27 protein-coding genes are annotated in these 24654 nt (G+C 63.7%); 19 read left to right on the forward strand and 8 right to left on the reverse strand.

The window, feature by feature from the left end:
* Nucleotides 1–44: 44 nt before the first annotated feature.
* Both ACX3OW_RS01955 and thpR read right to left on the reverse strand, forming a co-directional pair.
* Nucleotides 45–566 carry an invasion associated locus B family protein gene (locus tag ACX3OW_RS01955; protein WP_459094055.1) on the reverse strand — a complete coding sequence of 174 codons (522 nt, stop codon included), beginning with the start codon at nucleotides 564–566 and terminating at the stop codon, nucleotides 45–47.
* 201 nt (nucleotides 567–767) lie between these two features.
* Nucleotides 768–1307, reverse strand: coding sequence for an RNA 2',3'-cyclic phosphodiesterase (thpR, locus tag ACX3OW_RS01960; RefSeq protein ID WP_459094056.1), 540 nt, complete (start codon nucleotides 1305–1307; stop codon nucleotides 768–770).
* 201 nt (nucleotides 1308–1508) lie between these two features.
* Here thpR and ACX3OW_RS01965 point away from each other — a divergent pair, with 201 nt between their 5' ends.
* Nucleotides 1509–2279 carry a Bax inhibitor-1/YccA family protein gene (locus ACX3OW_RS01965; RefSeq protein WP_459094057.1) on the forward strand — a complete coding sequence of 257 codons (771 nt, stop codon included), beginning with the start codon at nucleotides 1509–1511 and terminating at the stop codon, nucleotides 2277–2279.
* Between the two features lie 90 nt (nucleotides 2280–2369).
* Nucleotides 2370–2867, forward strand: a complete 498-nt coding sequence (locus ACX3OW_RS01970; protein ID WP_459094058.1) for a GNAT family N-acetyltransferase — start codon at nucleotides 2370–2372, stop codon at nucleotides 2865–2867.
* Between the two features lie 294 nt (nucleotides 2868–3161).
* Here the strand turns inward: ACX3OW_RS01970 and ACX3OW_RS01975 are convergent, their stop codons facing one another.
* The 3 genes from ACX3OW_RS01975 to acnA form a co-directional block, all read right to left on the reverse strand.
* Nucleotides 3162–3539 (reverse strand): DUF2794 domain-containing protein, encoded by a 378-nt coding sequence (locus ACX3OW_RS01975; protein ID WP_459094059.1) that lies wholly within the window; start codon nucleotides 3537–3539, stop codon nucleotides 3162–3164.
* Between the two features lie 258 nt (nucleotides 3540–3797).
* Complete coding sequence (locus tag ACX3OW_RS01980) at nucleotides 3798–4535, reverse strand: DUF1223 domain-containing protein (protein WP_459094060.1); 738 nt, start codon at nucleotides 4533–4535, stop codon at nucleotides 3798–3800.
* 252 nt (nucleotides 4536–4787) lie between these two features.
* A complete protein-coding gene (gene acnA / locus ACX3OW_RS01985; protein WP_459094061.1) occupies nucleotides 4788–7460 on the reverse strand; it encodes an aconitate hydratase AcnA in 2673 nt (890 codons plus the stop codon).
* A gap of 196 nt (nucleotides 7461–7656) precedes the next feature.
* On the opposite strand from acnA, the gene ccmA reads away from it, so the two are divergent.
* From ccmA to ACX3OW_RS02015, 6 genes are all read left to right on the forward strand, one after another.
* The gene (ccmA, locus tag ACX3OW_RS01990; protein ID WP_459094784.1) at nucleotides 7657–8265 is read left to right on the forward strand and encodes a heme ABC exporter ATP-binding protein CcmA; all 609 of its coding nucleotides are present in this window, start codon (nucleotides 7657–7659) and stop codon (nucleotides 8263–8265) included.
* Complete coding sequence (gene ccmB / locus ACX3OW_RS01995) at nucleotides 8262–8915, forward strand: heme exporter protein CcmB (protein WP_459094062.1); 654 nt, start codon at nucleotides 8262–8264, stop codon at nucleotides 8913–8915. The genes ccmA and ccmB overlap by 4 nt, the downstream gene beginning before the upstream one ends.
* 156 nt (nucleotides 8916–9071) lie before the next feature.
* Nucleotides 9072–9833, forward strand: coding sequence for a heme ABC transporter permease (locus ACX3OW_RS02000; RefSeq protein ID WP_459094063.1), 762 nt, complete (start codon nucleotides 9072–9074; stop codon nucleotides 9831–9833).
* Nucleotides 9830–9994 carry a heme exporter protein CcmD gene (gene ccmD / locus ACX3OW_RS02005; protein WP_459094064.1) on the forward strand — a complete coding sequence of 55 codons (165 nt, stop codon included), beginning with the start codon at nucleotides 9830–9832 and terminating at the stop codon, nucleotides 9992–9994. Before ACX3OW_RS02000 ends, ccmD begins: the two co-directional genes overlap by 4 nt.
* On the forward strand, nucleotides 9991–10527 hold the full coding sequence (locus tag ACX3OW_RS02010; RefSeq protein WP_459094065.1) for a DsbE family thiol:disulfide interchange protein: 537 nt from the start codon (nucleotides 9991–9993) through the stop codon (nucleotides 10525–10527). The genes ccmD and ACX3OW_RS02010 overlap by 4 nt, the downstream gene beginning before the upstream one ends.
* Nucleotides 10528–10606: 79 nt before the next feature.
* Nucleotides 10607–10753, forward strand: a complete 147-nt coding sequence (locus tag ACX3OW_RS02015) for a Flp family type IVb pilin (protein ID WP_459094066.1) — start codon at nucleotides 10607–10609, stop codon at nucleotides 10751–10753.
* A 169-nt stretch (nucleotides 10754–10922) separates the two neighbouring features.
* Here ACX3OW_RS02015 and ACX3OW_RS02020 read toward each other — a convergent pair whose 3' ends face one another.
* Nucleotides 10923–11126, reverse strand: a complete 204-nt coding sequence (locus tag ACX3OW_RS02020; protein ID WP_459094067.1) for a DUF1674 domain-containing protein — start codon at nucleotides 11124–11126, stop codon at nucleotides 10923–10925.
* Between the two features lie 95 nt (nucleotides 11127–11221).
* On the opposite strand from ACX3OW_RS02020, the gene htpX reads away from it, so the two are divergent.
* The 7 genes from htpX to ACX3OW_RS02055 all read left to right on the forward strand — a co-directional run bounded on the left by htpX (nucleotide 11222) and on the right by ACX3OW_RS02055 (nucleotide 20439).
* Nucleotides 11222–12205 (forward strand): zinc metalloprotease HtpX, encoded by a 984-nt coding sequence (gene htpX / locus ACX3OW_RS02025; protein WP_459094068.1) that lies wholly within the window; start codon nucleotides 11222–11224, stop codon nucleotides 12203–12205.
* An 8-nt stretch (nucleotides 12206–12213) separates the two neighbouring features.
* Entirely contained in the window at nucleotides 12214–13515 is a 1302-nt protein-coding gene (locus ACX3OW_RS02030) for an RsmB/NOP family class I SAM-dependent RNA methyltransferase (protein WP_459094069.1), read from the forward strand.
* Between the two features lie 116 nt (nucleotides 13516–13631).
* Nucleotides 13632–15233: a heparinase II/III family protein gene (locus ACX3OW_RS02035; RefSeq protein WP_459094070.1), complete on the forward strand. Its 1602-nt coding sequence runs from the start codon at nucleotides 13632–13634 to the stop codon at nucleotides 15231–15233.
* Between the two features lie 92 nt (nucleotides 15234–15325).
* Nucleotides 15326–16912 carry a bifunctional phosphoribosylaminoimidazolecarboxamide formyltransferase/IMP cyclohydrolase gene (gene purH / locus ACX3OW_RS02040; protein WP_459094071.1) on the forward strand — a complete coding sequence of 529 codons (1587 nt, stop codon included), beginning with the start codon at nucleotides 15326–15328 and terminating at the stop codon, nucleotides 16910–16912.
* A gap of 259 nt (nucleotides 16913–17171) precedes the next feature.
* Nucleotides 17172–18524, forward strand: coding sequence for a lipopolysaccharide biosynthesis protein (locus tag ACX3OW_RS02045; RefSeq protein WP_459094072.1), 1353 nt, complete (start codon nucleotides 17172–17174; stop codon nucleotides 18522–18524).
* Between the two features lie 89 nt (nucleotides 18525–18613).
* Entirely contained in the window at nucleotides 18614–20020 is a 1407-nt protein-coding gene (gene leuC, locus ACX3OW_RS02050) for a 3-isopropylmalate dehydratase large subunit (protein WP_459094073.1), read from the forward strand.
* Entirely contained in the window at nucleotides 20011–20439 is a 429-nt protein-coding gene (locus ACX3OW_RS02055; RefSeq protein ID WP_459094074.1) for a metallopeptidase family protein, read from the forward strand. Before leuC ends, ACX3OW_RS02055 begins: the two co-directional genes overlap by 10 nt.
* Here ACX3OW_RS02055 and ACX3OW_RS02060 read toward each other — a convergent pair.
* Nucleotides 20436–20750, reverse strand: coding sequence for a hypothetical protein (locus ACX3OW_RS02060; RefSeq protein WP_459094075.1), 315 nt, complete (start codon nucleotides 20748–20750; stop codon nucleotides 20436–20438). The genes ACX3OW_RS02055 and ACX3OW_RS02060 overlap by 4 nt on opposite strands.
* A gap of 137 nt (nucleotides 20751–20887) precedes the next feature.
* Here ACX3OW_RS02060 and rimM point away from each other — a divergent pair, with 137 nt between their 5' ends.
* The 4 genes from rimM to ACX3OW_RS02080 all read left to right on the forward strand — a co-directional run bounded on the left by rimM (nucleotide 20888) and on the right by ACX3OW_RS02080 (nucleotide 24003).
* Entirely contained in the window at nucleotides 20888–21424 is a 537-nt protein-coding gene (gene rimM / locus ACX3OW_RS02065) for a ribosome maturation factor RimM (protein WP_459094076.1), read from the forward strand.
* Entirely contained in the window at nucleotides 21421–22113 is a 693-nt protein-coding gene (gene trmD / locus ACX3OW_RS02070; RefSeq protein ID WP_459094077.1) for a tRNA (guanosine(37)-N1)-methyltransferase TrmD, read from the forward strand. The genes rimM and trmD overlap by 4 nt, the downstream gene beginning before the upstream one ends.
* Before the next feature lie 187 nt (nucleotides 22114–22300).
* Entirely contained in the window at nucleotides 22301–22861 is a 561-nt protein-coding gene (rplS, locus tag ACX3OW_RS02075; RefSeq protein WP_459094078.1) for a 50S ribosomal protein L19, read from the forward strand.
* Between the two features lie 329 nt (nucleotides 22862–23190).
* On the forward strand, nucleotides 23191–24003 hold the full coding sequence (locus ACX3OW_RS02080) for an exodeoxyribonuclease III (protein WP_459094079.1): 813 nt from the start codon (nucleotides 23191–23193) through the stop codon (nucleotides 24001–24003).
* 128 nt (nucleotides 24004–24131) lie between these two features.
* Here the strand turns inward: ACX3OW_RS02080 and ACX3OW_RS02085 are convergent, their stop codons facing one another.
* Nucleotides 24132–24587: a Crp/Fnr family transcriptional regulator gene (locus ACX3OW_RS02085; protein ID WP_459094080.1), complete on the reverse strand. Its 456-nt coding sequence runs from the start codon at nucleotides 24585–24587 to the stop codon at nucleotides 24132–24134.
* Nucleotides 24588–24654: the final 67 nt, after the last annotated feature.

Below are 24654 nucleotides of genomic sequence, written 5' to 3' on the forward strand. Positions count from 1 at the left end.
CCATCGCCCTTTATGGCGGATCGCCCGGGCCGGGCAACCCAAAATCACTTGCAAGCGGCGTCGATGGCGTTGACGGCCGCCGTGGCCCCCGACAGCGAATAGGTGTCGGTGGTCGCGGTGCCGCGCTGGCTGGTGCCCTTGACCAGCAGATTGCTGCCGGCCTTGAACGCCTGCACGAACCCGCTTTCGTCACCCGTCGAGGCCAGCCAAGCGGCCGAGCCTTCGGTCAGCATCGGATAGGCCTTGCCGTCGATGACGGCGCTGGCATTGGCCGCGGTGCTGTTGAACGGGTAGCCGATAATGGTCTGCACCTCGTTCTTGGTGCCCATCCCCTTGCGGTGGATGATCATGAAATGGATCGGGTCGCGGTTGGCGCCGGCTGGCTCGCTCTTCTGCGGGGTTGCCGACACATAGCAGATGACGCCCGAAGCGTCATTCGCCTGCCAGGCGGTCCAGGCATTGAAAGTGCCAAGCTCAGTGGCCTGCTGCGCCATGGCAGCTGGAGCCAGAGCCATGATCGCGCCGACCGCGAGCCCGAGTGCAAGGCCACCGGTTTTCGTCGTCATCGCCAATTCATCCTTTGTCTCGAAGGTCCTGCCAGGGACGGAGCTGCCCGCCAACTCTGCCCCGAACATGGTTACCAAGGTGTCAAACGCCGCCGCATTCAATCGCATTTGCATCAAGTGCGGGCCAATCGCGGCGGCATTTTGACGGGCTGGGCCAATAGGCTTTTGGTTTGCGCCGTCACGGTTAAGATTTGGCTAACATCAGGCGGCCAGTGGATAGCTCTGTTCCACCACATAAGGCCCGCCGCCCACCGAATCCTTGCTCGAATACAGCACGAAGCGCCCGACCGGAAAGCTCAGCGGTTCGAAGCGCCCGGCCTCGGTGATGAAGCGCGCCACCTCCTCGGGCCCGACGCCGCGCAGCCGCGCCAAGGTGACATGCGGGGTGAACTTCCGCCCTTCGGGCGGCAGGCCGGCGCGCTGCAACACCCGCTCCTGCGCCGCCTGCAGCCGGCTCAGCGCCTCGCTGGGCTCGACGCCGGCATAAAGCGCCCGCGGCTTTTCGCCGCCAAAGCTGCCCAACTGGGTCAGCCGCACGGAAAATCGCAGCGAATTGGCCAGCCGGTCGAGACTGTCGGCCACCTCATCGGCGGTCTTGTAATCGACGTCGCCGATGAACCTCAAGGTAATGTGATAATTTTCCGCATCGACCCAGCGGGCGCCGGACAGGCCGCCCCGCTTGAGCGACAGCGCAAAACCAATGTCAGTGGGGATTTCCAGACCGGTAAACAGCCGGGGCATCGCGTCCTCCGCAGCAAGAAATCAGAAAAGCGATTCGGATTGGACCGTAACATACCCCCTCCGACCGGCCAGCCGATTCGTGAAAACCGATCCGAGATCACTTGTAAACGATTGGCCCCGCATCCATATTGTCGTCCAAGTGGCAAGCAATGCCCACCGGCGGTCGCTGGACCGCATCACTCGGGATCAAGGAGCCGATCTATGGCTGAATATGACCGTCAGACCCTCGGTGCGCGGGCCGGCTCGGCCCTCGCCATCGACGAAGGGCTGCGCAGCTATATGCTGCGCGTTTACAATTACATGGGCGTTGGCCTGATCGTGACCGGCCTGGCCGCATGGTTTGCCGCCACCGCCGCTATCACCACCAATGCAGACGCCGCCGTCGGCCAGCTGGCCAATGGCCAATATGTCACCCAGTGGGGCGCCCTGCTCTATGCCAGCCCGCTGCAGTGGGTTGTGATGCTGGCGCCGCTGGCCTTCGTGCTGGTGCTCAGCTTCGGCATCAACAAGCTCTCCGTGCCGGCCGCACAGGCCGTGTTCTGGGGCTTTGCCGCGATCATGGGCGTCTCGCTCAGCTCGATCTTCCTGGTCTATACCGACGCGTCCATCGCCAAGGTGTTCTTCATCACCGCCGCTACCTTCGGCGCGATGAGCCTTTATGGCTACACCACCAAGCGTGACCTGACCCAGATGGGCAGCTTCCTGATGATGGGCCTGATCGGCCTGATCATCGCGTCGCTGGTCAACATCTTCATGCAGTCTTCCATGCTCGAATTCGCCATCTCGGCGGTCGGCGTGCTGATCTTTGTGGGCCTCACCGCCTATGACACGCAGAAGATCAAGGAAGGCTACAACGAGGCCCACGGCGCCGACGTGATGGCCAAGGGCGCCATCATGGGCGCGCTGAGCCTCTATCTCGACTTCATCAACCTGTTCATGATGCTGCTCCGCCTGTTCGGCAATCGCGAGTAACATCGGCGCCCAAGCGGCGATTTTATTGGACGACAAATTGGACCGCAGCTTACAACAGCTGCGGTCCTTTTCTTTGTCTGGAACACCCAAGTGTCCGACCATCTGCTCCGCCCGTTTGCCTGGGCCGATTTGCCCGCCATCACCGCGCTCTACCGCCATTATGTGGACAGCTCCACGGTCACCTTCGACACCGAACCGCCCAGCGAATCGGCGATGGCGGAAAAATTCGGCCATCTCGTTGCCCTCGGCCATCCGCTGATCGTGGCCGAGAACGCAGGCCGGCTGCTGGGCTATGCCTATGCCTCGACCTATCGCCCGCGCCCGGCCTATCGCTTCACCTGCGAGGATTCGATCTACCTGCATCCCGACGCTACCGGCCGGGGGCTCGGCAGTGCGCTGCTGAGCGAATTGATCGCCCAGTCGCGAACATTCGGGTTTCGCCAGATGATTGCGGTGATCACGGCGGGCACGCAGAATTCCATTCGCCTGCATGAGAAATTCGGCTTTCGGCCTGTGGGGCGCTATGAGGCGGTGGGGTTCAAATTCGACCGCTGGCTGGATATCGAGCATTTGCAGCTGGGGCTGTAGCGGCGTGCCAAAGCGCCGCCTGTGTGCGGGTTTCGAGCGATGATGGCGAGGCGCTGCCTCGATGGATAGTTAGTTAGTGAGACAGCCGCCTCGCCATCATGCCGGGATTTTCGCAGGTTGGTTCAGGTACGCCAATGTTGCAGACGCAGCTGCCGGTTTCCTCTGCCCAATGGGAGCGACCTCCCATCCCCGATCTCGCCCATCTCCAGATTACGCCGGCTGAACCATCTCAGGATGGGTCCCGGCTCAAGGCCGGGATGACATCGAGTGCGTTGAAAAGCCCGAGGCGAAGCCTCACCCCACCACGACGAGATGAGGGTCAAGCACGCGGAGGACTTGAGCCAGGTCGTGGCCGCGGCGCAGGATCAGGCCTTGCTGGTTGCTGACCAGATATTGGCCCTGGCGATTGCGCAGCTTGGGGTTTTTCTCGACCACATAGAGCGGGCGCTCGGAGACGCGGGCATAGATGGAAAACAGCGCCCGGTCCTTGAGGAAATCCATGGCGTAATCGCGCCACTCGCCGCGGATCACATGGCTGCCATAGACCGACAGAATCTGCATCAATTCGCGTCGATCGAACGCGACGATGGGCTGAATGCCGCGCGCGGGCTGTGGGTCTCCCACATGCACCAATGCCAGCTTTGCCTTGCTGTCGTTTGCCGGACTTTGCAAGCCAGCCCTAGCTCCCTGTCATCACCCCGTCATGATTACGGCAATTGCCCGAGTTGGCAATAGGCTCAAAATACCCCAATTCGGTCACATTCTGTCCCTGCGGATGCCCGAATGCAGCGTCATCAATGGGTCATTGCCTCCAGTGGCTGGCATCTGGGCCGACCGAGCCCCCAAACCCAGAAGCCCGGGTGCCAGCCTCCCAATTAGTTGACCAATCTCCCCGCTCCTGTGCCCAGGAGCGGGATTTTTTTGGTCGCGTCAGCGCTCGAAGCTGGCGGCGCCCAGAATCGGGCCGGGCAGGCCCTGGCGTTCCTGCTGCACGATGACGGCGATGCCGGTGCTGACCTCGTTGAACACTTCGGGCAAAGGTAGCTTGAGATGGGCGCCACTGGCCCCTTCCCACATGCCCAGAACCTGCCGTCCGGTCACCACCTGGGTATAGACCATCGCCTTGCCGGCATTGTCGCCGGTGTCGATCTTGACGTCGGCGCGGTCGAGATAGGTCACCATCCAGACCACCGCGTCGTCGAGGCTGGTATTGGGCGGAATGGAAATCTTGAGCATATCGCCCTCGCGGACGATATCGACGGCCAGCGGCAGGCTGGCCCCGTCCAGCGCACCATGCACCTCGCTGCGGCGCGAGCCGACCACCGCCTTGGCGCCATTGACCACCATTTGCGGGGTGTAGATCCGCGACGAGCCCCAGCTCTTGGCATAGGCCCGCTGGCGGTCGGAATAGGCAGCGGTGCCGAAGGTGTCCTCCCAGCCGACATAGTCCCAATAATCAACGTGATAGGCGAGCGCCACCACGTCATCCCTGGCCGCCAGCATGGTGAGCAGCGCGTCGGCGGGTGGGCAGGAGGCGCAGCCCTGGCTGGTGAATAATTCCACCACCGCCTTGGGTCGCGCCCGCGTGGAGTCGGCGCCGGCCGGATGGGCCAGGGCAGCGAAAGCGACAAGGCCGAGGAGGGTGCCGAAAAGGGGTCTGATCGTCATGAGCAGTGTTGTAAGCCGGGGGCGGCGAAGCTCGCTAGTCAAAAGAGGGTGAGAGGCGGAGTTTCTGCCGTCAGAGTGAACTGGGGTTGCTGCTCCGGACATCGAGGCTCTCACCCCCTCCCAACCTCCCCCTCGAGGGAGAGGTGCCGATCGCGTTCGGGGTGACATTGGGGATGGGGCGGCTTTGGCGATCACGCCAAACAAAAATGGCGGCCCGGAGGCCGCCATTTGCAAAGTGAATAAGCCGAAGCCTTAAGCGGCGACGAGGCTGCGCAGCACGTAGTGCAGGATGCCGCCATGCTTGTAATAGTCGAGCTCGTTGGCGGTATCGATGCGGCAGAGGGTTTCGACATTAAGCACCGTGCCATCGGCGCGGGTGATGCGAACATTGACCTGGGCGCGCGGCGCGATCGCGGTGACGCCGTCGATATCGATGGTTTCAGTGCCATCGAGGCCGAGCGTCTGCCAGCTCTCGCCATCCTTGAACTGCAGCGGGATGACGCCCATGCCGACCAGGTTGGAGCGGTGGATGCGCTCGAAGGACTGGGCAATCACGGCGCGGACGCCGAGCAGATTGGTGCCCTTGGCGGCCCAGTCACGCGACGAGCCGGTGCCATATTCCTTGCCGGCAAAGATCACCAGCGGCGTGCCGGCGGCCTGATAGGCCATGGCTGCATCATAGATGGCCATCTGCGAGCCATCGGGGCCGCGGGTGTAGCCACCCTCGACGCCATCCAGCATCTGGTTCTTGATGCGGATATTGGCGAAGGTGCCGCGCATCATCACTTCATGATTGCCGCGACGGGCGCCATATGAGTTGAAATCGCGCGGCGCGACCTGATGCTCTTCGAGGTATTTGCCGGCCGGGGTCGAGGATTTGAACGAGCCAGCCGGGGAGATGTGGTCGGTGGTGATGGAGTCGAGGAACAGCGCCAGCACCTTGGCCTTTTCGACATTGGTGATGGGCTTGGGCTCCATCGTCATGCCTTCGAAATAGGGCGGGTTCTGCACATAGGTCGAGGACGAATTCCAGCCATAGGTCTCGCCACCTTCGATGACGATGTTCTGCCAATTCTCGTCGCCCTTGAAGACGTCCGAGTAGCGGCCCTGGAACATTTCCTTGGTGACGTGCTGACGCACGATTTCGGCGACTTCGTGGTTGGTCGGCCAGACATCGCGCAGATAGACCGGATTGCCATCCTTGGAGATGCCGATCGGGTCCTTGGTTATGTCGATCTTCATCGAGCCGGCGATGGCGTAAGCCACAACCAGCGGCGGCGAGGCAAGGAAGTTTGCCTTTACATCCGGGTTCACGCGGCCTTCGAAATTGCGGTTGCCCGACAGCACCGAAGCGGCGACCAGATCGCCTTCCTGCACGGCCTTGGAGATTTCCGCCGGCAGCGGGCCGGAATTGCCGATGCAGGTGGTGCAGCCATAACCAACGAGGTTGAAGCCGATGGCGTCGAGATCTTCGGACAGGCCAGCGCTATCGAGATAGTCGGTGACGACCTGCGAACCGGGGGCCAGCGAGGTCTTGACCCAGGGCTTGGAGTCGAGGCCGAGCGCACGGGCCTTGCGGGCGACGAGACCGGCAGCAACCAGCACGGACGGGTTGGAGGTGTTGGTGCAGGAGGTGATGGCAGCGATCACCACGTCGCCATGGCCGATGGTGTAATCGGCGCCGTCAACGGCAATGCGCGGATCGTCGGTCTTGCCAAATTCCTTGGGCAAAGCCGCGGCGAAAGCCTGCTTGGCGTTGTCGAGGGCGATACGGTCCTGCGGGCGCTTGGGGCCGGAGATGGATGGCACCACGGTGGTGAGGTCGAGTTCGAGCGTCGAGGTGAACACCGGATCGGGTGAGCTGGCGTCGCGGAACATGCCCTGCGCCTTGGAATAGGCTTCGACAAGCGCCACGCGCGCATCGGCGCGGCCCGAGGTGGTCAGGTATTTCAGCGTATCGGCGTCGACCGGGAAATAGCCGCAGGTGGCGCCGTATTCGGGAGCCATATTGGCGATGGTCGCCTGATCTTCGAGGCTGAGATAATCAAGGCCCGGGCCGTAGAATTCGACGAACTTGCCGACCACGCCCTTCTTGCGCAGCATTTCGGTGACGGTCAGCACCAGATCGGTGGCGGTGATGCCTTCATTGATCTTGCCGGTCATCTTGAAGCCGACGACTTCGGGGATCAGCATGGTGATCGGCTGGCCGAGCATGGCGGCCTCGGCCTCGATGCCGCCGACGCCCCAGCCGAGCACGGCCAGGCCATTGACCATGGTGGTGTGCGAATCGGTGCCGACCAGCGTGTCGGGATAGGCGACGGTTTCGCCGTTCTCGTCCTTGGTCCACACGGTCTGCGCCAGATATTCGAGGTTCACCTGGTGGCAGATGCCGGTGCCGGGGGGCACGACGCGGAAATTGTCAAAGGCCGACTGGCCCCAGCGCAGGAACTCATAGCGTTCGCCATTGCGCTCATATTCCAGCTCGACGTTCTGGCCGAAGGAGAGCGGGCTACCGAAGCTGTCGACCATCACCGAGTGATCGATGACCAGATCGACCGGCACCAGCGGATTGATCTTCTGCGGATCGGCGCCGAGCTTGGCAGTGGCGTCGCGCATGGCGGCCAGATCGACCACGGCGGGGACGCCGGTGAAGTCCTGCATCAGCACGCGGGCCGGACGGTAGGAGATTTCATGCTCGGAGGTGCGGGTGACGAGCCAGGTGGCCACAGCCTCGATATCGGCCTTGGTGACGGTACGGTTGTCCTCGAAGCGCAGCAGGTTTTCCAGCACCACCTTCATCGAGTGCGGGAGCTTGGAGACGCCCTGGAGGCCGTTCTTTTCGGCTTCTTCGATGGAGTAATAGGTGTAGGTCTTGTCGCCGACCACCAGGGTCGATTTCGACTTGAAGCTGTTTACCGAGGTCATGGTTTCCGCCCTTTATTATCTGGTGCAGCAGGCGCGCCGGCCCGGACAAAATGCCCGAAAACCGCGCAAAAGCGCCGCCTTCCCTGGAATGAGTCCAATCTATAAGGGCTTATAGAGAAAGACGATTGGGCTTGCCAGCCCGACCTTGGGTTCAATACGAGATGGGGCCATGACCGATTGGCAAGTCTATCCCCCGTTGCGCCTGCACGCCCAAAGCCTGAGCTGCGGTCGCGGCGGCGTCGCATTGGCCACCGGCCTCGACTTCACCGTCGCGCCCGGGCAATGCCTGCTGCTGCGCGGCCCTAATGGCACCGGCAAGTCGACGCTGCTGCTGACCCTGGCCGGTATCGTGACGCCAATGGCCGGTGGGTTTGCCCTCGAAGGGGTGGACCCCGAGGCCGGGCCGCAACTGCATTATTGCGGCCACCGCAATGCGGTCAAACCCCGGCTGACGGTGCGAGAAAACCTTGATTTCTGGGGCCAGCTCAACGGCGCCAATGGCATTGCCGCCCTGGCGGCGCTTGAGCAAGTGGGGCTGGGTCCGTTGGCCGAACTGGATGCCGGTTACCTCTCGGCCGGGCAGTCGCGGCGGCTGGCGCTGGCCCGCCTGCTGGTGAGCCGGCGGCCCCTGTGGCTGCTCGACGAACCGACGGCGGCGCTGGATGTGGAAGGCCACGCGCTGGTGACTGGGCTGATCGACAGTCATCTCGATCGTGGCGGGTTAGTGCTGGCGGCGACGCATGATCCGATCACCCTGCCCGACCCGAGCCGATTGGACACTCTGACGCTGGGGGCGCAGGCATGAGGGCTTTTGGCGCCATGCTCAGCCGCGAATTGCGGCTGGCGCTGCGCGGCGGCGGCGACATGCTGACGCTGGTGCTGTTCTTCATCATTGTCGGCGCCATCGTGCCCTTTGCCGTCGGCCCCGACAAAGTGCTGCTCGCCGCCATCGCGCCGGGCGTGGTGTGGATCGCCGCGTTTCTCGCCATGCTGCTCGGCGTCGACCGGCTGTTCCGCCCCGATCATGAAGACGGCAGTCTGGTGCTGTTGCGGCAGAGCGAACTGCCGCTCAGCGCCGTGGTTGCCGCAAAATTGATCGCCCATTGGCTGGTCTCGGCCCTGCCGCTGATCGTCGCCAGCCCGGTGCTGGCGGTGTTGCTGGCGATGGAGCTGGACGCCTTCTGGAAAACCCTGATTTCGCTGCTGGCCGGAACGCCGGCGCTGGCCGCCTTCGGGGCCGTGGGCGCGGCGGTGACCGTTGGGATCGGGCGCGGCGGGCTGATCGCGCCGATCCTGATTGCGCCGCTGTCGATCCCGGTGCTGATCTTCGGCGTCGGCAGTATCACCCATGCCCAATCCAGTGCCGCGCTGCTGTTTCTTGCGGCATTGAGCCTCATGGCCGTGGCACTGGCTCCCTTCGCCGCCGCGCTTGCGATAAGCTCAAGCGAAGATTAGACAGCCTGGTGTTTGTCACTGCACCCCCCTCATCGCCTCCCTCCCCCTTGAGGGTAGGGACCGAGGGTAGGGGTCGATGGTTCAGTGCACAGACCGAAGGACCCCCACCCTGTCCCTCCCCTCAAGGGGGAGGGGACGAAGGAGCCGGACATTCAGATGACAACAGACACCGCACCCAAGCTCAGCTGGTGGCAGCGGATTGCCCATCCGGGGCAGTTCGTCATCTGGACCAAGCCGCTGCTGTGGCCGCTGACCATTGTCACCGCGCTGCTGTTCGGCGTCGGGCTGTGGTTCGCCTTCTTCAATTCGCCCGAGGACTACCAGATGGGCGACACCGTGCGCATCATGTATGTCCACGTGCCCAATGCCTGGCTCAGCCAGTTCGTCTATGTGGTGATGACCATTTCGGCGATCGGCACGCTGGTCTGGCGTCACCCGATGGCCGACGTCTCGATGAAGACCGCCGCCCCGCTGGGCGCCATGTTCACCACCTTGGCGCTGTTTACCGGCGCGCTGTGGGGCCGCCCGACCTGGGGCACCTTCTGGGAGTGGGACGGGCGCATGACCTCCACTCTGGTGCTGCTGTTCATCTATCTCGGCATTGTCGCGCTGTGGCGCGCCTTTGACGATCAGCTGCGCGCCGCCCGCGTCATTGCCGTGTTCACCCTGGTGGGTGCGGTCAATATTCCGATCATCAAATTCTCGGTGGATTGGTGGAGCACTTTGCACCAGCCGGCCAGCGTGTTCCGGGCCGATGGGCCGACCATGCCGGGCTCGATCCTGACGCCGCTTTTCGTGATGTTTTTTGCGTTTACATTCCTGTTCATCACGCTGCAGCTCAAAGCCATGCACACTGAAATCAAGCGCCGCCGGGTCACCAATCTGGCGCGGCAGGCCGCACAGGGAGCTGGCGCATGATCGATCTGGGACCCCACGCCGCTTTCATCATCTGGGCTTATCTCGGCGTCGCCATCGCCGTGGCTGGACTGATTGCCTGGACGCTCTACGACGCCAGCAGTACCGACAAGAAGCTCACCCGGCTGGAGGCCAGCAATCCGCGCCGGCGGCCCGCCAAATGATGCGCTATGTGTTGTTCGGCTTGCCGCTGATCGCGCTGATTGCGCTGGTGGCGGTGTTTGCCAGTTCGATGAACCGCGACCCCGGCCTGATCCGCAGCGTGCTGATCGACAAGCCCGCCCCCAGCTTTGCCATGGCGGCCGTGCCCGAATTGGGCGTGCCCGGCTTTGACACCGAAGCGCTCAAGGGCGAGGTCACCGTGGTCAATGTGTTTGCCAGCTGGTGCATTCCCTGCCGTGACGAGCATCCGCTGCTCACCGCGCTCAAGGACATCACCGGCGTCCGCCTGTTCGGCATCAACCAGTCCGATGCGCCGGAGAATGTGCGGGCGTTCCTCGCCGAACTGGGCAATCCCTATGACGCCGTCGGCGCCGACCGCGACCGCCGCGTCTCCATCGACTGGGGCGTCTATGGCGTGCCGGAAACCTTTGTGGTCGATGCCGCCGGGGTGATTATTTTCAAGCATGTCGGCCCACTGACGCCAAAAGCGATCGAAACCGAATTGCTGCCCGCCATAGAAAGGGCACGCGGCTAGCTTAGCAGCCGTCGTTCAGATTGCGTTCAGCCCGGGTTTTGCATGGTCCGGGCATTGAAAAAGTGCCGAAAGCATTGAAATGATCAAACTTGTACTGCGTTTTGTTCGCGATGAAGCCGGCATCACCTGGGTCGAGCACGGGCTCATCGCCGCCATCGTCACCGTGGCGATGACCATCGCCGCATCGGCGGCAGGTTTTAGCCTCGCCGACCTGATTGGCGGCTAGGTGTAGAGATACCTGACGCTGGCGTGGCTGGCGAACGCGCCCCACCCACGATGTCACCCCGGCCTTGAGCCGGGGCCCATCCCCTGATCACGCCAGCTCCCCCATCTCAGGATGGGTCCCGGCTCAAGGCCGGGATGACACCGCGTTTTTGGGGGCCGCATTAGCCGGCTCAAAAATCGCTGGTCAGGCCTTTGATTTCCCAGTCGCCATAGCGGCCGGGCTCGAGCCCGCCGCGCCCGCCTTGCTCCTTGGGGGCAAAAGCCCGCTTGGCGTCGATCTCGCGACGACGGGCCGCAGCTTCGGCCAGCGCGCGCTTGGCCGCCTCGCTCAAGGGCGGACGGGGGGTGTCGTCGGGAATTTCTTGGTCGCTCATGGTCCAGCTCAAAAATACGATTTGCGCATGCCGCTTGCAGGACGGCCCGGTCTGCACAACATAATCGGTCAAGACCGCGAACCCAAGGGCTCCTGATGTTCAATGCTTTTCGCACCACCGTCCTCCTCGCCGCGCTGACCGCGCTGTTCATGGTGGTCGGCTATTTCATCGGTGGCACCGGTGGCATGATGATCGCCTTCATCTTTGCCCTGGGGACCAATCTGTTCAGCTACTGGAACTCCGACAAGATGGTGCTGCGCATGCAGAATGCCGTGCCGGTCGAGCGCTCCCGCGTGCCCGAGCTGTATGACATGGTCGATATTCTCTCGCGCAAGGCCGGCATCCCGACCCCGGCGGTCTATGTGATCCAGACCGACCAGCCCAATGCCTTCGCCACCGGCCGCAATCCACAAAACGCCGCTGTGGCGGTGTCCACCGGACTGTTGCAGCAGCTGGAAACCCACGAAGTCGCCGCCGTGGTGGCCCATGAGCTGGCCCATATCCGCAGCCGCGATACGCTGACCATGACCATTACCGCCACCTTTGCCGGGGCGATTTCGGCGCTGGCGCAGTTCGGCCTGTTCTTTGGCGGCGGCAATAATCGCGACAATCCGCTCGGCGGCTTTGGCGCGCTGCTGATGGTGTTTCTCGCCCCGGTCGCCGCCATGGTGGTGCAGATGGCGGTCAGCCGCACCCGCGAATATGAGGCTGACAAGGACGGCGCCGCGATTTCCGGCGACCCGCTGGCGCTGGCCTCGGCGCTGCAAAAGATTGCCGCCTTTGCTGGCCAGAAGGTCAATGTCGCGGCCGAGCGCAACCCGGCCATGGCGCATATGTACATCATCAATCCCCTGTCGGGGCAGCGGATGGACAATCTGTTTTCCACCCATCCTGATACGACAAACCGCATCGAGGCGCTGCGCACGCTTGCAGCGAGCATGCAGGTGGACGATAAGGGCCGCAGGCCTCAGCCTCGCCCGCAGCCGGTTTCGACCGGTCGTGATATCGGTGGCGGCTGGCGCGTGCCGACCGTCGGACGGACCGACGAGGATGGCGGACAACGCGGTCCCTGGGGATAAAAACAAGCGTGGCGCATAACAAACCTGATCCGGCGGGGCTCAAGCTCCGCCTCGTTGCGGCCCAGCGGCTCAAGGCCGTGCTGGGCGGCGACAATTTCGTGCCGCTCAATGCCAGCGAGCTGGCCGATGGGCGCGACCGTGGCCTCGCCAACCGGTTGATCACCACGGCTCTGCGCCGGCAGGGCCAACTCAATTTCATGATTCACACGCTGCTCGACAAGGGCATGCCGGGCAAATCCGGCAGCTTTGAAGCGGTGTTGCGGCTGAGCTTGGCGCAGCTGGTGTTCCTGCCCGATCTGGGGGCGCATAGCGCGCTGTTCCTGGCCGTGGAAGCCACCAAGCGTGATCCCAAGGCCCGCCATCTCAGCGGGCTGATGAACGCCGTCTTGCGCAGCGCCCAGGCCAATTCGGCCAAATTCGGCATGCTGAGCGATGATCTGCTGATTCCCGACACTTTTGGCGACACCTGGCTCGATGCCTATGGCGAGCAAGCCATTGATGGCTTCTCCTCGGCGCTGCTGGCCGGTGCCGCACTCGATCTCACGCTCAAGAGTGATGATTCGGCACTGATTGAGCAGCTTGGCGCCGAACCCGTCATAGCCGATACCGTGCGCATCGAACAGCGCGACCGGACCGTGGAGGCCCTGCCCGGCTTTGCCGAGGGTCTGTGGTGGGTGCAGGATACGGCTTCGGCCATTCCGGCGCGCCTGCTGGGCGCCAAGCCAGGCGGCCGCGTGCTCGACCTCTGCGCCGCCCCGGGTGGCAAGACCGCCCAATTGATCAAGGCCGGCTATCAGGTGACGGCGCTCGATAGCGACGCCACCCGCATGGAGCGGCTCAAGCAGAACCTCGCGCGCCTCGACTACAGCGCCGAAACCGTGGTCGCCGATGCCGGCAAATACGTCCCGGAACAGCGTTACGATGGCGTCTTGCTCGACGCGCCCTGCTCGGCCACCGGCACCTTCCGTCGCCATCCCGAAGTGATCTGGCATCGCTCGGTGGGCGACGTTGCCGGCCGGGTGCGGCTGCAGCGAGCGTTGTTTTCCAATGCTTTTCGCTGCCTTGAAGCCGGCGGCGTGCTCGTCTATTGCGTCTGTTCGCTTGAGCCGGCCGAGGGCGAAGGCCAGGTCGATTGGGCGCTGGAGACCCTGCCCGAGCTGGAACTGTGGCCGGTGACTGCCGCCGAACTGCCGGGGCTGGAGGGCGCGGTGACCGAACGCGGTTTGGTGCGCACCCATCCGGGCATGGCGCCGGGCGGCAAATCCGGCGGTATGGACGGGTTTTTCGTGGCGCGTTTCCGCCGCCGCTGAGCCTATATTGAGACGGGTGCCACCTGGGGGGACGGCGCCGAACAGGGAAATGGGCCGTTGACGGGCACACAGATGGCAACACCGGCTCAGGCCGCGTGGCACAGGCGGGCGCGCTGATGGCGTCCGGCCTTTCGCACGCGATGCGCCGCCATGCGCTCGGCCTCGCCGATTTGGTGGTGACCCTGCCCATCCTGCGCTGGACCTGGCGGGGCCTCGCCGATGACGCCTTTGCCGGCGACCTGCCCGAATTCCGCCCGCCCGACCGCGAAGCCGTGCGCGACATGATGTCGGGCCGCTATCTGCTGGCCAGCAAGCTCATCGAAACCGGCGGCGCCTCCCCTTTCAGCCTCGATGTCGACCATCCCGACTGGTGGCTCAATCTGCACGGCTTTTCCTGGCTGCGCCATTTCCGCGATGTGCGCGACAATGGCGAACGCCGCTTTGCCCGCACGCTGGTGCTCGACTGGATCACCCGCGAAGGCCAGTTCCAGCACGATAGCTGGGCCCTGGCTCTGACGGCGCAGCGCGTGCTCAACTGGCTGCGTCATCTGCCGCTGCTGCTCGATGGCGCCACGCCGGATCAGGCGCGGACCATCCAGCGCGTGCTGGGCGCACAGATCCAGAGCCTCAAACTGCGGGCGCCACTGGCCAGCGACCCCACCGACGCGCTGTTTGCCGCCATTGCCCTGCTCGGCGCCGAATATTGCGAACAGGACGACAAGACCGACGTCCCGAGGCGGGTGGAGCGGCTCAATGCCGTCCTCGCCAATCAGCTCGACGCCGATGGCCTGCATTTGTCGCGCAATCCGCGCCTGCAATTGCACCTGCTGGTCGAGCTGGTCAGCATTCGCCGGGTGGCGGCAGCAGCCAAATCCGAAGCCGGCCATGAGCTGGGCGCGCAGATCGACCGCATGCATGAAAGTCTCGATACGCTGACTCTGTCCAGCGGCGAGCCGGCCTATTTCAACGGCTGCGGGCAACTGCCGCATGACGTGCTGATCGCCATTCAGGCCAATGGCCCGGGGCGCAAGCCGCGCTCCATGCTGCTCGGCGGCTATGGCATTTTGCGCGATGGCGACGCCGTGGTGATCGCCGATTCCGGGCTGGTGCCGGCGCCGGGTCTGGCCGGCGATCTGCATGCCAGCGCTTTGGCCTTTGAATTCTCCCATGGCAGCGAGCTGATCCTGGGCAGCTGCGGCCCGGCGCCGTCCGACCTGCCCGACAGCAAGGCGCTGTTCCGCCAGGGCGTGGCTCATTCTGCACCGACCATCGATGCCGAGGACGCCGACATTCACGGCACGCCGTCGATTACCCTCGATGCCGCCGACCATTTGCTGACCCTGTCCACCGATGGCTATGCCAAGCGCTTCGGCGTCGATCTCGAACGGCGGCTGACGCTGCTCTCCGAGGGTACCACTTTGGTCGGCCAGGACCGCATGATCGCCCATGGCACGCCATCGCCCGGCCTGCTGGCCGTCCGCTTCCATCTGGCGCCCGGCATCATGGTGCGGCGCAATCGCGGCGACGATATCGTGCGGCTGGTGCTGCCCAATGGCGCGGTGTGGAGCTTCCTCTGGGAAGGCGCCAGCTTCCGCGAAGAGGAAAGCGTGCGCCAATCGGCCTATGTCGGCTTCCACAAAACACGGCAGCTAGTGCTCGAAGTCGAGGTCGCCGCCGAGACCGAAGTCGCCTGGATTCTGACCCGCGAACAGGCCTAGCGCATCGCTGCCATCCGCAATCACCGGTTGGCTGCACCCCCCGCTTCGTGCTAGCGAGCCGGAAAATCCACAATACAGGACGAAATATCCTCATGAGCAAGACGGTCAAGGTCGGGCGGGCGCTGCTTTCGGTATTCGACAAGTCCGGCATGGCCGAGTTTGCCAAGGGGCTGAGCGCGGCCGGCGTGGAGCTGGTTTCCACGGGCGGCACGCATAAGCTGATCAAGGATGCCGGCTTGAAGGTGCGCGAGATCGCCGAGCTGACCGGCTTTCCCGAAATGATGGATGGCCGGGTCAAGACCCTGCACCCCAAGGTGCATGGCGGCATTCTCGCCGTGCGCGACAAGGCTGACCACGCCGCATCGATGGAAGAGCACGAGATCGGCGGCATCGAGCTGGTGGCGGTCAATCTCTATCCCTTCGAGCAGACCGTCGCCTCCGGCGCCTCCTATGACGAGATCATCGAGAATATCGATATTGGCGGCCCCGCCATGGTCCGCTCCGCCGCCAAGAACCACGCTTATGTGACCGTGGTGGTCGATCCGGCGGATTACCCCGCCATCCTCGCCGCGATCAGCGAAACCGGCGGCGTGCCTTATGCGCTGCGCCAGCAGCTGGCCGCCAAGGCTTATGCGCGCACCGCCGCCTATGACAGCGCCATTGCCACCTGGTTCGCCAAGGAAATCGACTACCCCGAAATCCCCTATCGCAGCTTTGCCGGCTCCCTGCGCGAAGTGATGCGCTATGGCGAAAACCCGCATCAGTGGGCCGGTTTCTACGCCAATGGCGAAAGCCGTGCCGGTGTCGCTACCGCCACGCAGGTGCAGGGCAAGACGCTCAGCTACAACAATATCAACGACACCGACGCCGCCTTCGAGCTGGTCAGCGAGTTCGACCCCTCCCAGGTTGCGGCTATCGCCATCATCAAGCACGCCAATCCCTGCGGCGTGGCCGTGGCCGACAATCTGCTCACGGCCTATCAGAACGCCCTGCGCACCGACCCGGTCTCGGCCTTTGGCGGCATTGTCGCCACCAATCGCGAGATCGACGCGGCCACCGCAACCGAAATCGTCAAGGTGTTCACCGAAGTGATCGTGGCCCCCTCGGCCACGCCCGAAGCCCAGGCCATCATCGCCGCCAAGAAGAATTTGCGCCTGCTGCTGACCGGCGGCATCGCCGATCCCAAGGCCGATGGGCTGATGGTCAAATCCGTCGCCGGGGGCCTCTTGGTCCAGTCGCGCGACAATCGCAATGTCGATGATTGCGAGCTCAAGGTCGTCACCAAGCGCCAGCCCACCGCCGCTGAAATGGCCGATCTGCGGCTGGCCGCCAAGGTGGCCAAGCACGTCAAGTCCAACGCCATCGTCTATGTGAAGGCCGGGGCTACCGTCGGCATTGGCGCCGGGCAGATGTCCCGCGTCGATTCCGCGCTCACCGCCCACCGCAAGTCGATCGACGCGGCCAAGGCCGCCGGCATCGAGGGCGCACTGACCGCCGGCTCGGTCGCGGCGTCGGACGCGTTCTTCCCGTTTGCCGATGGCCTGGAAGCGCTGGTCGCGGCTGGCGCCACCGCGGTGATCCAGCCGGGCGGGTCGATGCGCGACGATGAAGTCATTGCTGCTGCCGACGCTGCCGGCATCGCCATGGTGATGACCGGGATGCGGCATTTCCGGCATTAATAAACGTCTTACCTCTCCCTTGGGGGAGAGGTCGGCAGCGCAGCCGACGGGTGAGGGGGCCTTCCCCTCGCTCTGCCCCCAGTAAAGGCCCCTCACCCGACCCAAGTGGGTCGACCTCTCCCTTGGGGGAGAGGTGAAGCGGTCCGCACCTTACCAATCTGTAATCCCGCCCACCCCAGCCAAGTAAGACCTTCTTGAGGTTGGCGTGGCAGATTGGCGGGGTTCGCGGCTTCAGGCTCGCGGCCTCGGGACGTCAGTTATGCGGCTGAAAATACCTTCGGATCTGTCGGCCCTGCTGCATACCGGCCTATGGCGCTCGGTCGGCTCGCTGGCCATCAAGATCGCCACCGCCGGGCTGACCTATCTGACCTATGTGGTGCTGTCGCGCACCATGAGCCCCGATGAATATGGCCATTTCGCTTTCGGACTGGCGATTGCCACCGTGTTGGCCATTGCCGCCGGTGTCGGCCAGCCCATGGCCATCCTGCGCCTCTGGCCGCAGGAAAGCGTGGCCGGGCGAAAGCTTGCCGCCATCGCCGCTATCCGCTCCGGCTCGATGCTGACCATCCTGGCCGGCGTCGCGGCCAGTCTCGGGCTCGCGGCCATCGTTTTTGTCACCCTGCAATTCGTCACGCTGGACGATACCGCCAGCCATTTCTATGGCGCCGCCTTCCTGGTGCTGCCGATGGCGCTGGCGGAGTATAATTCCTCGGCTCTGCGCGCCCAGGGCTCGCTGTGGACGGCGCTGGTGCCGCGCGACATCCTGTGGCGGCTGGCGCTGCCGGCGGCGGTGCTAGCCCTGTTCGCTTTTGGCATCGTGCTGAGTGGGCCCGATGCACTGGTGCTGTCGGCAGCTCTGCTGGCCGGCATGCTGGCGCTGCAATTCTGGCAGGCAGGGCGCACGACCTATTTGCTGGCCCCGGCCCTGGACGGCGTGCGGACCTATTGGGCCAAATGGGGCGGCATCAGCCGCTGGCTGATGCTGGGCGCGCTGATCGAAACCGCCGCGCTCAATGCCGATGTGATCCTGGTTGGGTTGATGCTTGATCTGGAGAGCTCGGGGATTTATTTCAATGCCTTCCGCACCGCCGGGCTGATGACGCTGTTCACCTTCGCCATCGAACTGGTGATCGCCCCCATGGTGGCGCAGCATTTCCATGCCGGCCAGATGCGCCAGGCGCAGGCCATTGTCGCGCTCTGCGCCTGGGCCGGCTTTGCCTTTTCGCTGCTGATCTTTGCCGGCTTTGTGATCTGGGGCGAATTCCTGCTGTCGCTATTCGGACCGGCCTATGCCGAGGGCACGCTGGTGCTGGTGTTGCTGGCGCTTGGGCTGCTGTTCGACGCCGCCACCGGCCCCTCCAAGATCGTCATGATGATGACCGGGCATGAGCGCGCCTATGTCGCCATTTTTGGCATTATCATGGGACTGGGCTTTGTCGTACAGATCGCGGTGATCCCGGCTTTCGGCATTGTCGGCGCCGCCGCTGCCAATATGGGAGCCCGGATCGTGGCCCAGATCGCCATCGCTCTGTGGTGCCGGCTGCGCATCGGGCTCGATACCAGCCTGCTCGGCGTGTTTTCGGTGCGCCGCGCCATCGACCGCCCCGCCTGAACCAACCGTACCCACGAGTACGGTTATACTTGACCCATCGGCCCTTTGCGGCTTAGAACGACTCCAAACTCTCCTGCCGGAAGACCGCCATGACCAAAGCCCGCACGCTCTACGACAAGATCTGGGACGACCATCTGGTCCAGAACAATGAGGACGGCACCTCGCTGCTCTATATCGACCGGCACCTCGTCCACGAAGTCACGAGCCCACAGGCGTTTGAAGGCCTGCGCCTCAACAACCGCAAGGTGCGCCACCCCGAGCGCACCCTGGCCGTGGTCGATCACAACGTGCCGACCACCGACCGCTCGCTGCCCAATCCCGACCCGGAAAGCGTTGTCCAGATCGCGGCGCTGGCCGAGAACACGCGCGATTTCGGCATCGAATATTTCGACGCCTTCGACAAGCGTCAGGGCATCGTCCACATCGTCGGCCCCGAGCAGGGCTTTACCCTGCCCGGCATGACCATCGTCTGCGGCGATAGCCACACCTCCACCCATGGCGCCTTCGGCGCATTGGCGCATGGCATCGGCACCTCGGAAGTGGAACACGTTCTCGCGACCCAGACGCTGATCCAGCAGAAGGCCAAGAACATGCTGGTGCGTGTTGACGGCCAGCTGCCGCCGCACGTCACCGCCAAGGACATCATTCTCGCCATCATCGGCGAGATCGGCACCGCCGGCGGCAATGGCCACGTCATCGAATTTGCCGGCGAAGCCATCCAGGCGCTGTCGATGGAAGGCCGCATGACGGTCTGCAACATGACCATTGAAGGCGGCGCCCGCGCCGGCCTGATCGCCCCCGACCAGACCACTTTCGACTATGTCGAAGGCCGCAACCGCGCCCCCAAGGGCAAGGCCTGGGACATGGCGCTGGATTACTGGAAGACGCTCTACACCGACGAAGGCGCGGTTTACGACAAGGTCGTCATTCTCGACGCCGCCAAGCTGCCGCCGATCGTCTCCTGGGGAAGCTCGCCCGAGGACGTGATCTCGGTCACCGGCGCGGTGCCCAATCCCGATGACATCGAGGACGAGAACAAGCGCGTCTCCAAGTGGCGGGCGCTGGACTATATGGGCCTCAAGCCCGGCACCCCGATCACCGAGATCGGCATCGACCGCGTGTTCATCGGCTCCTGCACCAATGGCCGCATCGAAGATCTGCGCGCTGCTGCCGCCGTGATTGGCGACCGCAAGGTGGCCTCCACCGTCAGCGCCATGGTCGTGCCCGGCTCGGGTCTGGTCAAGGATCAGGCCGAGGCCGAAGGCCTGCACACGATCTTCCTCAATGCCGGCTTTGAATGGCGCGAGCCGGGTTGCTCGATGTGCCTCGCCATGAACCCGGACAAGCTCAAGCCGCAGGAACGCTGCGCCTCGACCAGCAATCGCAACTTCGAAGGCCGCCAGGGCTTCAAGGGCCGCACCCATCTGGTGTCGCCCGCCATGGCCGCCGCTGCCGCCATTGCCGGCCACTTCGTCGATATCCGCGAGTGGCAGTAGGTCACGCCGACTGGGGGGCGCGCTACGCGCCCTCCCTTGACGATTTCGAAGCCCTGGCCAGCCAGGCGCTGCGCGAACTGCCCGAGCCGTTCAAAACGCTGGCCGCCGATGTGACCTGCTCGGTCGCCGAATTCGTCGAAGACGACATTCTCGCAGGTTTTGGCATGGAAAGCCCCTTCGAGCTGATGGGGCTGTTTTCCGGCGTCGGCCTCACCGAAGACGGCGCCGTGCCGCAGACCGGGCAATTGCCCAACACGGTGTTTCTCTACCGCCGCGCCATTCTCGATTACTGGGCCGAAAACGACGACAACACGCTGGGCGAAATCATCACCCACGTGCTGATCCACGAACTCGGCCACCATTTCGGCTTTTCTGACGACGACATGGAAGCCATCGAAGCCGCGGCGGACGGGGACTAGGCCGTATACGAGCCGTCCTTGCTGACGAACTCGAACTCGGCTTCATTGCCGCCCGCGAGGTCATCCGACACGCGCAGCGCCAGTTTGCCTTCGTCGAGCGCCGCAAACCATTCTTCCCAGCTCACCAGATGAAAGCCGCCGAGCCGGTCGGGGCCCTCATTGCCGTCGGTATTGATGGCGTGCTGGCCGAAGGTCAGTTGCAGCAGCGTTCGGATGCCGCTGCCGTCAGGCGTATCCATCAGCATGGGGTTGCCGCCCCGGGCCTCGGCCCATTGGCGGATATCATTGCGATTGGTAAGGGTTTTAGCCATGGTAAAGCGCGCTCCTTGTCACGCTTGCTGAGACAATTGCCACCGCCCCTGCTTGGTTCCGCCGCCACAAGCGCACCGGCCAATTCCCAAGCGCCGTCATGCCTGCTAAGACGCGGGGCCCAGCTGTCGGAGCGCGCATGACCAGCAAGACCAATCAAATTTTCCTCGGCCAGATCGGCGCCGCCCATGGCATCAAGGGCAGCGTCCGCATCGCCACCCATACCCAGGACCCCCTGGCCATCGGCTCCTATGGCCCGCTCGATACAGACCGGCCGGGACTGACCGTTACCCTGAGCAAATTGCGCCTGCAGAAGAATGTGGTCATCGCTAACATCAAGGGCGTATCCGATCGCAACGCGGCCGAGGCCCTGAACGGCGTCAGCCTTTATGTCGATCGCGACAAGCTGCCCGATCCCGACGACGAGGATGATTTCTATCATACCGATCTGCTCGGCCTCGACGTGCGGCTCGAGTCGGGCGTGGTCATCGGCCAGGTCTCGGCCATGCCCAATTTCGGCGCCGGCGACCTGCTGGAAGTGCGCGATCCGCTGAGCGGCAGCACCTATCTCTACCCCTTCACCAAGGCCGTGGTGCCGATGATCAATGTGGCCGAAGGCTATTTGACCCTGATCGTGCCGCTCGATGCCGATGAGGGCGAGGAAGAGCCGGGTTGAGCTTCTCCGCTTCCATCATCACCCTGTTTCCTGAGCTGTTTCCCGGCCCGCTCGGCGCTTCGGTGCTGGGCCGTGGCCTGGCCGATGGGTTGTGGTCGCTTGAGGCGACGCAATTGCGCGACTTCGCCACCGACCGCCACCGCACCGTTGACGACACCCCCTCGGGTGGCGGCGCCGGCATGGTGCTGAAGCCCGACGTTTTGGCCAGCGCCATCGACGCCGTGTCGCCGCCACACGATTCGCGCCCGCGCCTGATGATGTCGCCGCGTGGCGCGCCGCTGACCCAGGCTCGCGCCCGTCAATTGGCGCTCGGCCCCGGCGCCGTCATCATCTGTGGGCGCTTCGAAGGCATCGACCAGCGCGTCATTGACGGCCGTGGGCTGGAGGAAATCTCCATTGGCGACTATGTGCTGGCCGGCGGCGAAGTGGCCGCCATGGTGCTGCTGGAGGCCGTGGTGCGGCTGATCCCCGGCGTGCTAGGCGGTGCCGACAGCCATGCCGACGAAAGCTTTGAAAACGGGCTGCTGGAATATCCGCAATACACCCGGCCGCAACGCTTTGAAGGCGTGGAAATCCCCGCGGTGCTGACCTCGGGCGATCACGGCAAAATCGCCAAATGGCGCGCCGAACAGAGCCAAAACCTCACCTTGGCCCGTCGACCCGACCTGTTGGGCCGTCCCAAGTCATAAATCGCGGCCAAAGCCTAGACTCTTGGGCGTTTTTCCCCTATAGCCGCGCCACTATCCGCGTGTTGGGCCATCGGACCCGTTGCGCACCAATAAAAAGACGAAAAACCTCCGTTACCAACCAAGACCGGGCGACGCGCCACATTGGCTCGATAAACGCTCCTTTGAAAAGATTCAGAACGGAATCGACATGAATATCATCCAGCAGTTTGAGGCCGAGCAGGTTGCTGCTCTCTCCGCCAAGCGCGAACTTCCCGACTTCACCCATGGCGACACCATCAAGGTGTGGGTCAAGATCCGCGAAGGCGAAAAAGAACGCCTGCAGGCCTATGAAGGCGTGGTCATTGCCATGAGCGCCGGCGGCATCACCGCCAGCTTCACCGTGCGCAAGATTTCGTATGGCGAAGGCGTCGAGCGCGTGTTCCCCTACTACTCCCCCAACGTGGCGTCGGTGGAAGTGCTCAAGCGCGGTAAGGTCCGTCGCGCCAAGCTGTACTATCTGCGTGATCGTCGCGGTAAGTCGGCGCGTATCGTCGAATCGACCAATTCGCGCACCAAGAAGATCGAAGCCAGCGAGCGCACTGCCGCTGTTGCCGCCAAGGAAGCCCGCGAAGCCGAGAAGATCGCAGCCGCCGAGGCTTTTGCCGCTGAGCAGGCCGCCAAGGACGCGGAAGCCGCAGCAGCTGCAGCTGCCGCCGCCGCCGAACAGGCCGCTGCCGCCAGCGCTGAAGAGGCACCCAAGGCCGAATAGGCTCTGGTGCATCGCTAAATTTGAAAAACCCGGTCGCAAGGCCGGGTTTTTTTGTTGGATTCACGTGAAACGTTGGGTGTGAGGAAGATGGGTCACCGGGCAATCTATGGCGCCGTGTGTTTGGCCCACCCCCTCCTAGCCTCCCCCATCAAGGGGGAGGTATCAGATCGGGTTTGGGACGAGATCGAGCCACAACCACAGAACGGCGCCTCCCCCATGATGGGGGAGGTCGGGGGGTGATGTCCGGAACGCTAGCCCAGCCGACAAAACCGGCTTGTCCTTCCGCCCCGGCTTGGCGATAAGAAGGCCCCTTCAGCCAAAGGCAAAAAATGTCCGTCTCCATTGTCACCTGGAACATCAATTCGATCCGCCTGCGCCTGCCCATGGTGCTGGAATTCATCGCCCAGCACGCGCCGGACGTGATCATGTTTCAGGAGATCAAATGCCAGGACGATCAGTTTCCGCGTAACGCCTTCACCGAGGCTGGCTATCCGCACCATGCCGTGCATGGGCAGAAGGGCTATCACGGCGTCGCCATCGTCAGTAAATTCCCGCTGACCGATGTGTCGAGTCGGATGTTCTGCGAAATCCCCGAATCGCGCCACATCTCGGCGTTGACCGATTTCGGCCATGGCCCGGTGACGCTGCATGATTTTTATATCCCGGCAGGCGGCGACGAGCCGGACCCCGAGATCAACCCCAAATTCAAGCACAAGCTGGGCTTTCTCTCCGAACTGACCAGCTGGTTCAACGAGCCGGTGTTCCAGCGCGGCCATCTGATTGCCGGCGACTTCAACATCGCGCCGCATGAAAATGACGTGTGGAGCCACAAGCAGTTGCTCAAGGTCGTCAGTCACACCCCGATCGAAACCGAAGCGCTCGACGCCATTCTCAATGGCGGCCATGGCTGGGTCGATCTGGTGCGCAAGCACGTGCCCTATGACCAGAAGCTCTATTCCTGGTGGAGCTATCGCGGCAAGGATTGGGAAAATTCCGATCGCGGCCGCCGGCTCGACCATATCTGGTCCACCGCCGACATCGCCGAGCACTGCATCGGCACCGAGATCATCAAATCCTACCGCGGCTACGCCCCGCAGCCGAGCGACCACGTGCCGGTGATTGCACGGTTTAGTGGGGTTTAGGGGGCGCTACGCGCTCACAGATCGTCACCCTCGGGCCTGACCCGAGGCCACTGTACTGACTTCACATTCGGTAAGTGGAGAGCCCTCGGGTCGAGCCCGAGGGTGACGCGCAGTGGGTTGGGACGGCGTTAGCTGTCGTCCGCCTTCATCTTGCGCCGCACCGGCTCAAGCGCGCCGAGATAGTCTCCCAGATCGCGCTCGACCCGCGCCACGGCACGTTGCGCCAGTTCGGGGGATTGCTGCACCAGCTTGAGGAAAGCCGTGCGCGGCACGAATAGGGCGGTGCATTCGGTAACGGCGGAGATGCTCACCGGGCGGGGCTTGGCCAGGATCAGCGCCATGGCTGACACCACGCTGCCGGGCTCGGCAATGGTGTAGGGCTTGCCGCTGTCCGGCTTGGCCTTGAGCGTGCCGTCGACCAGCACATAGGCGCCCTCGGGCACCGCGCCGGCCTGATACAGCACGGCATCGGGGTCGAACCGGCGCAGATCGCCGGCAAAGGCCAGCATGCGCCGCTGCTCGTCGTCGCAAATATCAAAAAATTCGGCCTGGGCCAGCGCCTCGGCCGCATCGTCCCTGATCATATGCCCAACCCGGATACGCCAACGGCCCCGCCAGTGCGGAGCCGTCTCATCCTATAGGGCATTTGTC

The sequence above is a fragment of the Devosia sp. A449 genome (assembly GCF_054489375.1).